At 60.3% G+C, this 8,254-nt stretch carries 11 protein-coding genes; 8 read left to right on the top strand and 3 right to left on the bottom strand.

Annotated elements, in window-relative coordinates:
* Window positions 1-37: 37 nt before the first annotated feature.
* Window positions 38-958 carry a LysR family transcriptional regulator gene (locus KYK29_RS18875; RefSeq protein ID WP_254692440.1) on the bottom strand — a complete coding sequence of 307 codons (921 nt, stop codon included), beginning with the start codon at window positions 956-958 and terminating at the stop codon, window positions 38-40.
* A gap of 97 nt (window positions 959-1,055) precedes the next feature.
* On the opposite strand from KYK29_RS18875, the gene KYK29_RS18880 reads away from it, so the two are divergent.
* On the top strand, window positions 1,056-1,919 hold the full coding sequence (locus KYK29_RS18880) for an alpha/beta fold hydrolase (RefSeq protein WP_254692441.1): 864 nt from the start codon (window positions 1,056-1,058) through the stop codon (window positions 1,917-1,919).
* Window positions 1,920-2,166: 247 nt separating this feature from the next.
* Here the strand turns inward: KYK29_RS18880 and KYK29_RS18890 are convergent, their stop codons facing one another.
* Window positions 2,167-3,156: a LysR family transcriptional regulator gene (locus tag KYK29_RS18890; RefSeq protein WP_254692442.1), complete on the bottom strand. Its 990-nt coding sequence runs from the start codon at window positions 3,154-3,156 to the stop codon at window positions 2,167-2,169.
* Window positions 3,157-3,273: 117 nt separating this feature from the next.
* Between KYK29_RS18890 and KYK29_RS18895 the strand changes: the two genes are divergently transcribed.
* From KYK29_RS18895 to KYK29_RS18915, 5 genes are all read left to right on the top strand, one after another.
* A complete protein-coding gene (locus KYK29_RS18895) occupies window positions 3,274-3,903 on the top strand; it encodes an FMN-dependent NADH-azoreductase (RefSeq protein WP_254692443.1) in 630 nt (209 codons plus the stop codon).
* A 424-nt stretch (window positions 3,904-4,327) separates the two neighbouring features.
* Complete coding sequence (locus KYK29_RS18900) at window positions 4,328-4,999, top strand: DNA methyltransferase (protein WP_254692444.1); 672 nt, start codon at window positions 4,328-4,330, stop codon at window positions 4,997-4,999.
* A 70-nt stretch (window positions 5,000-5,069) separates the two neighbouring features.
* A complete protein-coding gene (locus KYK29_RS18905) occupies window positions 5,070-5,360 on the top strand; it encodes a hypothetical protein (protein WP_254692445.1) in 291 nt (96 codons plus the stop codon).
* A gap of 260 nt (window positions 5,361-5,620) precedes the next feature.
* Window positions 5,621-5,836 carry a transcriptional regulator domain-containing protein gene (locus KYK29_RS18910; RefSeq protein WP_254692446.1) on the top strand — a complete coding sequence of 72 codons (216 nt, stop codon included), beginning with the start codon at window positions 5,621-5,623 and terminating at the stop codon, window positions 5,834-5,836.
* Window positions 5,742-6,404, top strand: coding sequence for a DUF2285 domain-containing protein (locus tag KYK29_RS18915; protein WP_437437275.1), 663 nt, complete (start codon window positions 5,742-5,744; stop codon window positions 6,402-6,404). The genes KYK29_RS18910 and KYK29_RS18915 overlap by 95 nt, the downstream gene beginning before the upstream one ends.
* A gap of 15 nt (window positions 6,405-6,419) precedes the next feature.
* Here KYK29_RS18915 and KYK29_RS18920 read toward each other — a convergent pair whose 3' ends face one another.
* Window positions 6,420-6,707 (bottom strand): DNA -binding domain-containing protein, encoded by a 288-nt coding sequence (locus KYK29_RS18920; protein ID WP_254691265.1) that lies wholly within the window; start codon window positions 6,705-6,707, stop codon window positions 6,420-6,422.
* 462 nt (window positions 6,708-7,169) lie between these two features.
* Here KYK29_RS18920 and KYK29_RS18925 point away from each other — a divergent pair, with 462 nt between their 5' ends.
* On the top strand, window positions 7,170-7,442 hold the full coding sequence (locus KYK29_RS18925; protein WP_133675868.1) for a helix-turn-helix transcriptional regulator: 273 nt from the start codon (window positions 7,170-7,172) through the stop codon (window positions 7,440-7,442).
* Window positions 7,443-8,254: replication initiator protein A (locus tag KYK29_RS18930; protein ID WP_254692448.1), on the top strand; the 812-nt coding region annotated here is incomplete at its 3' end.

Below are 8,254 nucleotides of genomic sequence, written 5' to 3' on the forward strand. Positions count from 1 at the left end.
TCTTTAAATCATAGACGCTGGCACTCGTGGACAGAGGTTAGGAAGCATTGTGTCGCGGTTCCTTGAACAATTGCCGCAACCGGGGAACTGCGTGGTCGATGAACGCACGAACCGCGCCGCTATTGCCCCCGCGTTGCGGCCGAAAGACCAAGCTTACAGGAACCGGCTCCGGTTCGTACGCTTCGAGGAGCGGAACCAGACAGCCCTGCGCAATCTGCTTCTCTACTTGGTAAGACAGAGGGCGAACGATCCCCAGCCCTCGCACAGCAGCGTCGATCGCTGCACCGGCGCTGTTGGTTGCAAGCCGGCAGGTAACCCGCACCGATCTGACACGGCGTCCGGGTGGACGCTCGCGGTAACGCCAGAGTTCCTGAGCTCCGGCCTCATTCAGCCCGATACACCAGTGGTTGATGAGGTCCTGGGGCTGTTCCGGTAGTGCGCGCTCGACCAGATAGCCCGGGGCGGCACAGGTCAACTGGCGCACTTCGCCGATCTTGATTGCTGTCAAGGACGAATCCGGCAGCGTAGCCAGGCGAACCGCAACATCCACTCCCTCCCCGATAAGATCGACCATACGGTTGAGGAAAAGGGAGCGGACGTCCGTTTGCGGATAGGCCGCCAGGAAGCTCTCGACAACAGGCATCACATTGAGACGCCCGAAAAGCTCGGGCGCCGTGACGACGACGCTGCCACTGACGACGGCGTCCTGCGAGCGCGCCTCAAGCTGCGCAAATTCGGCCAGTATCACCCTATAGGTGGCCGCGTGACGCGCACCGGCCTCAGTGATGACGAAACGTCTCGTCGTGCGCTCGAGCAGGCGCTCATCCGCAATCGCTTCCAGACGCGCAACAGCTCGCGTCACAGAAGCGGGGGAGCAGCCGAGCCGGCGCGCAGCGCCGGCCAGGGAGCCTTCGTCGATGACTGCCAGGAATATCGACATTGCCTCCAGCCTATCCATGATCACCTCCGATACTGAAATTATAACTTGCGATTAATGTCTATTATATCATCAATTGAAATGCACTACTTTCCGGAAAAGATGAAAGGGCTGCATAATGACAACGAGATACGGATTTCAGTCGGTCGGGGACGTGGAGGTTTTTTACCGAGAGGCGGGGCCACGCGATGCGCCGGTTCTTCTCCTGCTGCATGGCTTTCCAACCGCAAGTCACATGTTCCGTGACCTGATCCCGCTGCTTTCAGATCGCTTTCGGCTCATTGCACCGGATCTCCCAGGTTTCGGACAAACTAAAGCGCCGCCGCGCGGAACCTTCGACTACACATTCGACAATCTTGCTGAGGTGATTGAGGGCTTCACTGCAGCCATGTCACTCGAGCAGTACGCTCTTTACGTCTTCGACTATGGAGCTCCGGTTGGACTGCGTTTGGCGATGCGTCATCCCGGAAAGGTTTCCGCTATCATATCCCAGAACGGCAACGCCTATGTTGACGGCTTCAGCGATGAGTGGGGACCGTGGGAAGCTTATTGGCGGAAGCCCAGCGCGGCCAACCGAGAGGCCTGCAGAGCCTCGCTTGCGCCGGACACGATCCGGAACTGGCAGTATGGCACCGGAGCCGATCCGAGCCTGTTGTCGCCCGACGGTTACGAACTGGACATCGCCTACATGGCCCGTCCTGGCGCCGAGGAGATACAACTGGACCTGATCCTGGACTATCGCAGCAACGTCGCGCTCTATCCGGACTTCCAGGCGTATTTCCGCAAACACCGTCCGCCGCTACTGGCTGTGTGGGGACGTCATGACCCCGCATTTGTGCCTGCAGGTGCGGTTGCCTATCAACGTGATCTGCCGAATGCGCAGATTCATTTGCTGGATACAGGACATTTTGCATTGGAAACGCATGCGAAAGAGGTAGCCGCCCTGATCGCTCCGTTCCTCGAAAACGCCTGTCCGCGATAAATATACTGACCCGCTGCTGGTGAGAGCGCCAGGAACTAGCCTAGCCTTGCCATTTACGGAACGCTCTGGCTTTTCACGCAGGTCAAGACACCCAAAACGAAGCGCATGCGGCTCGTCACTGAGTTACTATCCCACAGGCTAGCCGCCTGCGCGCCTCTTCGTGCCGGGCTGTCTCTATCGGGCGACTGATGCGCATCAGATCGCCGGCGAAGAATTTTTTAGAAATCGCCGAGCAGACGACGGTCTCTTATGGTTGACTTCCATCGCCGGAAGACGCTCCGTCCACCGCGCGATGGCCCCGGACGATCGGCGCGCCCGTATGTTCCTTGCAGGCAGTTTCCACTTCAAACAGGATCGTTCGGAACCGCTCGATCATCCACAGCGTCGCCGGGCCGGGCGGCCGGGCGACGTGATGCATTGCGACTAGCGGGAATTGCTGTACCGGATAGTCCTCCAGGTCGAGAAGAACCAACCGACCCTCGTGGATGTCCGCCGCCACCTTAGCATAAGGCAGTCCGCCCCAGCCGAGCCCCGCGAGTGTCAGTTCGTGTTTGAGGCCCATATCCGTCATGCGCCATGTGCGATCTGCAATGACGCCAAAATCACGGCCACGCGTCTGGTCGGTGACATCGGTGATGACGATCTGCGTGTACTGGCGTGCGACGGAGCGGGGAATGGGCTTCTGTGCCCGGGCAAGCGGATGCGAGGGCGCTGCCACCGGCACCAGCGAAGCGAACCCCATCGGCTGCAGCACGACCTGCCCGTCGCCACGGTTCAGTTCGCCACCGAAGCCGACATGCGCGATCCGTCGCGCGACTTGATCGTGAACAACGCCGATCGCGCCAACATGGAGACGAATGTCTACGGTAGTGAACCGCTCCTCAAATGTCGAAAGCAGCCTGGATAGCACTTGCGTAGGCACGGTCGGATCGACGGCAGCAACGATTTCGGCCTCCAGTCCCTGTTGCAGGGCGCGCGTACGCGCCCGAAGCCCGTCAAGCCCCGAGAGCACTCTTCGTGCATCCATGAGTAGCGCTGTGCCTGCCTCCGTAAGCCGGGGCTGCCGCGTGCCATGACGCTCGAACAGCTTAACCTGTAGCTGATCCTCGAGATTGGCGATCGCATAGCTGACGACGGACTGCGAGCGCTTCAACCGGCGCGCCGCTGCCGAGAAGCCGCCGCTGTCGGCGACTTCCGCGAAGATAGAAAGCTGGTCAAGCGTGGGGTTTGCTTCCATCTGTTTTCTCGATCAAGACAACGTATATTTTCACAGTTTTATCGATCAGAGTCTAGTGTCATCTTCTCCTGAAAGACGCCGCGCCTCCGCGGCGACGATATTCGAAGGAGCAATACCATGTCGTCCATTCTTCTCGTTACATCGAGCCCGCGTGCCGGCGCCTCAATATCGACCCGCCTGGCCACGAAGCTTGCTGAACGCTTCGCCGCCTCCCGGCCCGGAACCAAGATCACTTGTCGCGATCTTATCGCCGCACCGCTTCCGCATATCGATGGTGACTTCCTCGGCGGGCTGTTTTCTTCTGAAGGAGAGCGCAGTGCCCTCCAACAGACGCTCGTTGACGTTTCCGATCAGGCCGTGGAGGAGTTGCTTGCCGCAGATACGATCGTGATCGGGGCGGGGATGATAAATTTCTCCATTCCGTCGGCCCTTAAGTCCTGGTTCGACTATGTGGCGCGCGCGGGCAAGACCTTCCGCTATGCCGAGACTGGTCCGGAAGGTCTGGTCAAGGGCAGGAGCGTATATGTGGTTCTCGCCTCTAAGGGCGTCTATACCAAAGGTGGCCCGATCGCGCCGATGGACCATGCACGGCCCTATCTCAAGACAATGCTTGGCTTTCTTGGCATGGACGACGTCGAGTTCATTGACGTCGAGGGCGTCGGTCTCGGGCTTGAGCCTGACGAAGATATCCTCGGCCGTGCCGAGAACCGTCTCGACCTTTTGACAGATCGAGTATTGGCTGTGTGACCTCTTCGTCACGCGGATTGCTATCGGCCGGTGTTACGCTGCTCGATACTCCTTCCGGGAATTACCCAGCGGCATCAGTTAACCTCCATGATAAGCCCGTTCACTGCGCCCTAATGGAGTTTCACCGAGTTTCTCTTGAAGTGCCCGCAATTAGAAGGGGCCTCTCTGATCGTATCCGGCTGTAGCAATCGTGAGAGAATGCTTGGGGGCGCTGCCCCCTGGCGCGGCCCAAGGGACCGCTAGCGCTCGACCGAGACGGCTTCCCCAGCCTTCCTTCACTTCGTTCCTCCGTGCCGTGCAGGCCGGGTGATCCCCCTCCGGCCCGATCGCCCTTGCACCTTTCACCCCCCGGTCTCGCCGACGGGCAAGGGTTCAGGAGCGCGCGCTTCGCTGCTCTGAACCCCAAACCGGAAGGATTCGAGACATGACCAACAGCACCCAAAACCCCAGCAATGTGATTTTCAACGGCGATTGCATTGACGTGATGCGATCGTTTGACCGGGCATCGGTGGATTTCATCCTGACCGACCCGCCCTATGTGACCAACTTCCGGGACCGGCAGGGCCGCACCGTTGCCAATGACGATAACGGCCGCTGGCTTCGCCCCGCGTTCAACCAGATGCATCGTGTTTTGAAGGACGGCGGCTTTTGCGTCAGCTTTTATGGATGGAACAAGGTTGATCTATTCATGGACGCATGGAAGGCGGCAGGCTTCCGCGTTGTCGGGCATCTTGTTTTCCGCAAGCGTTATGCGTCATCAGCGCGCTTCCTTCGCTATCAGCACGAACAGGCTTATTTGCTGGCAAAGGGTAATCCGACCTTGCCTGCCCAGCCTATCCCTGACGTGCTGGACTTTCCTTATACAGGCAACCGGCTGCATCCGACGCAGAAACCCGTCGAAGCCCTGACGCCGCTTATCGAGGCGTTCACGAAGCCCGGCGATTTGGTGCTGGACCCGTTCAGCGGCAGCGGTTCGACCCTAGCGGCCGCGCAGCAGACTGGGCGTAACTGGACCGGCATCGAATTGGACAACGCCCACTATCACACCGCCAGACAGCGCCTCGCAGAGCTGCAACGCCACCGGGTGGCCGCATAACCACTTTGCGCCGGCGCTCGTCGATGGGGCGGGCGCCATCATGCCTCCATTTTACGAAAGGGGCTTCACAATGCGCTGGATTGTTACGGTTGATCACCATGGCGGCTGCATAGGCTTGGGCGAGGATGCGAACGGCGTTCCGGCACGCGGAAACCCGGAGCAGGCCGCAGCATTGCCGACGGATTTCAGGCTTCACCTCGCAAGCGGTGAAGTGCTGTTTGAGGGCCGTTGCGGTGACATCGACGCCGACTGGTGGCACGGTTTCGAGCCGCTGAATTACCTATGGCATCCGTTCCGTTGCCGCCGCCTGTCATATCGCCGTGCAGGAACTCAAGACGTCTGGCACTGGCTTCTCCCATAAATTGCATGGCCGCAAGCCGCCGCCGCCGTCCCAGCCGGGACGGCGGCTTTCGCGCGTTCATTCGACGTCGCGTTAGAAAAACACGCTCGCCGGCCGGCGCCCGGCTCGCAGGACAATGCAGGCATTGTCGGAAAGCATTGCGGCACTGATCGGGTTACGCGGACCAGTTATCTCACAACGAGGGCTACCCCTGTGGGCGAACGTTTCGAATGATCTTTATGCGGGCAGCGCTTGCGCGCCCGACATAGGGAGGAAACGCCGTGCTTAGCATCGATTGGCGTACTCCGGCGGCTTACAGGCACACCAGGAATCTGCCCGCCGCCGGTTTCGCCTGGGAATACCTTCGCCGCAACAACGAATACCGCCAGGAATACAGGGCGCTTGCGGCAAGTAAGCAGCCCGATTCCGAACATCTGGAGGCGTTCGTCGAGCGTTGGGGTGTGCGATTTCCCCAGCAATCCCGACGAGCCGCCTGAACAGCAGACCATCATATGGTCGCCAAAACTCCAGCCACAAGCAGTAAGCTTATCAGAGGTCGAGGTCGATGGAGCTCACAGCAGCCCTTTGTTCACGCTGGCACATATTGATGGTCTGGAGCTTCGCCGAGCGACTGACGGCTGGCACGGCATATGGCGTTTAGACGGAGTAACGCACCAATTCTGGTTGCCGGATGCCACACCGGACACAGCAGCGAGCTACGCGGTGACTTTGCCGCTGGACAGCTTTCTGGAATTGCGTGTTCACGCGGCAAGAAGACTGTGGCGCTCCCTGACACGACGCCCGCCAGGGCCGGCCATAGGCACGCTTCCAGATCAATTGCGCGAATGGCACATCCTGTCCTTGCGCGCGCTCGACGCGAAACTGCACGGTGAGAGCTATCGCGCCATTGCCGAAGTCCTGCTCAGCTTTCGCGGGACGAAAGAAGATTTCGAGAACGACCCGCGCAAGAACAAGGCGCGCCGGCTGGTCAAGCATGGCATCAGGATGATGCGGGGCGGCTATCGTCTGCTGCTTCACTACCCGGTCAAGCCGGGCAAGTCCTGACACTGGGATTCAGCATCACGCCTTGTTTGCAGCGGCCTGCTCCAGAATCCGTTTATAGCCTTCACGCGAAAGCCATTGCGCGCGTTCCAGGTGGCTTTGCCAGCAGCGGTAGGTTTGAAGCTCCTCGGCAGCAGGATCGCGGTGCAGAACGATCTGCGCCACTTCCTTCCAATCGGCATCTTCGGCCTTGGCATCGAGCAGCCGAAGGTAGGTCACAAAATGCTGCTCGTCATACGGCGTGATCTGATCGCCGGTCGGCGCGACGTCATCGACATCGGGATCGAGTTCAGTGGGTGTTTTCATTTCACTCCCCATCCGAAGAAGAGCCTTGCTTGCGGTGCGCCCCCGCAACTGGCCCCTTTGACCTGGTGATCGGGGAGTTAGTAACCGTGTTGGACGGCCCCATGGCCTTTAGACGGGTAGCCCTGGACATGCGCCATGGGCTCCCCGACCATAGGGTCAAGGAGTTTGGTGTCGTCACGGCCGACACCAACCGCCAACAGGGGTTACTAAGCCCCGGAACAGTGCGTCTGCTCCATCTGCATTCATAGCTGAACCGCACAGGATTGTCTTCGGCAATTCGACGGGGCAGCCATCTCGCCTCTGAAATCTCACGTCTTTTTCCGTGCCGGGCTCCGTCTTCAGGGGGGTGCCGCCAGCACATGGTCGCAAATGCGGCACGCTACACGCCGCCGGTGTCTCGCCATGGTTCGCCACAGTCCGCCGTCCCCGCGACGGCCTGTCTGACCAACCGGAGGCGATCCCATGACCCACGGCCGCAAAGCCGACCTGCCGCCGCGCCTGCTTCGGACCCAGGAAGCTGCACGTTTCCTCGGCATTTCGCTGCGCACCCTCGAAAAACACCGGACCTATGGAACTGGCCCCATCTATAGGAAAATCGGTGGCCGCGTCCTTTACACCCTGCACGACCTGGAGGCCTGGAGCGCAGTCGGCTCACGCAAGTCCACGCGCGACGAAAATGCCGGTACGGTCTTTCCGGCGCGTCCGCTCACCCCTGCCGAGAGGGGTGAACTCTGAATGCTGCGCACCAACGATCATAAACCGTCGAGGCGCGATGCTGTCAGCGAGCGCAGCCACCTCGATCCATTCGTCGTAGCCACCGGAGACGCCGCGCCGCGCGATCAGCGTGACCTGATGGAACGACCGTTCTTCTCGCTGGCCAAATCCCCGCGCACCAGGCCCATTCTCTACAAGGCCTCCGATGTGGAGGTGCAGGTGCTCGCCATTCCCGAACACGGCATGGCGACCATCTGGGATGCCGATGTGCTGATCTGGGCGGCGTCCCAGATCGTTGCGGCCGAGAACGCCGGCTTTCCCACCTCGCGCTTCTTTCGTTTCATGCCCTATCAGCTCCTGCGCGCGGTCGGCCGGTCCACCGGCAACCGCGACTATCTTCTGCTGAAGGCCGCACTCGCGCGGCTGCAATCGACGGTCATCGCGACCAACATCCGCAACGGCGCGCATTGGCGGCGCCGCCAATTCTCATGGATCAACGAATGGGAAGAGATGACGACGCGCACGGGCCGCGTCGAGGGCATGGAGTTCGTCCTGCCCGAATGGTTCTATCAAAGTGTCGTCGATCGCTCACTGGTTCTGGCCATCGACCCGGCCTATTTCCGGCTGAAAGGCGGCATTGAGCGCTGGCTCTATCGTGTTGCCCGCAAACATGCCGGTTATCAGCCCCAAGGCTGGGCATTCGAGTTTTCTCACCTGCACCATAAATCCGGCAGTCTCGCACGGCCGTCCGACTTCGCCCTTGATCTGCGCCGGATTGCAGCCCGCCAATCTCTGCCCGGTTATCGTCTCCAGATCGAGTGGCAGGACGGGCG

It is taken from the genome of Shinella daejeonensis, assembly GCF_024281235.1.
Taxonomy (GTDB): Bacteria; Pseudomonadota; Alphaproteobacteria; order Rhizobiales; family Rhizobiaceae; genus Shinella; species Shinella daejeonensis.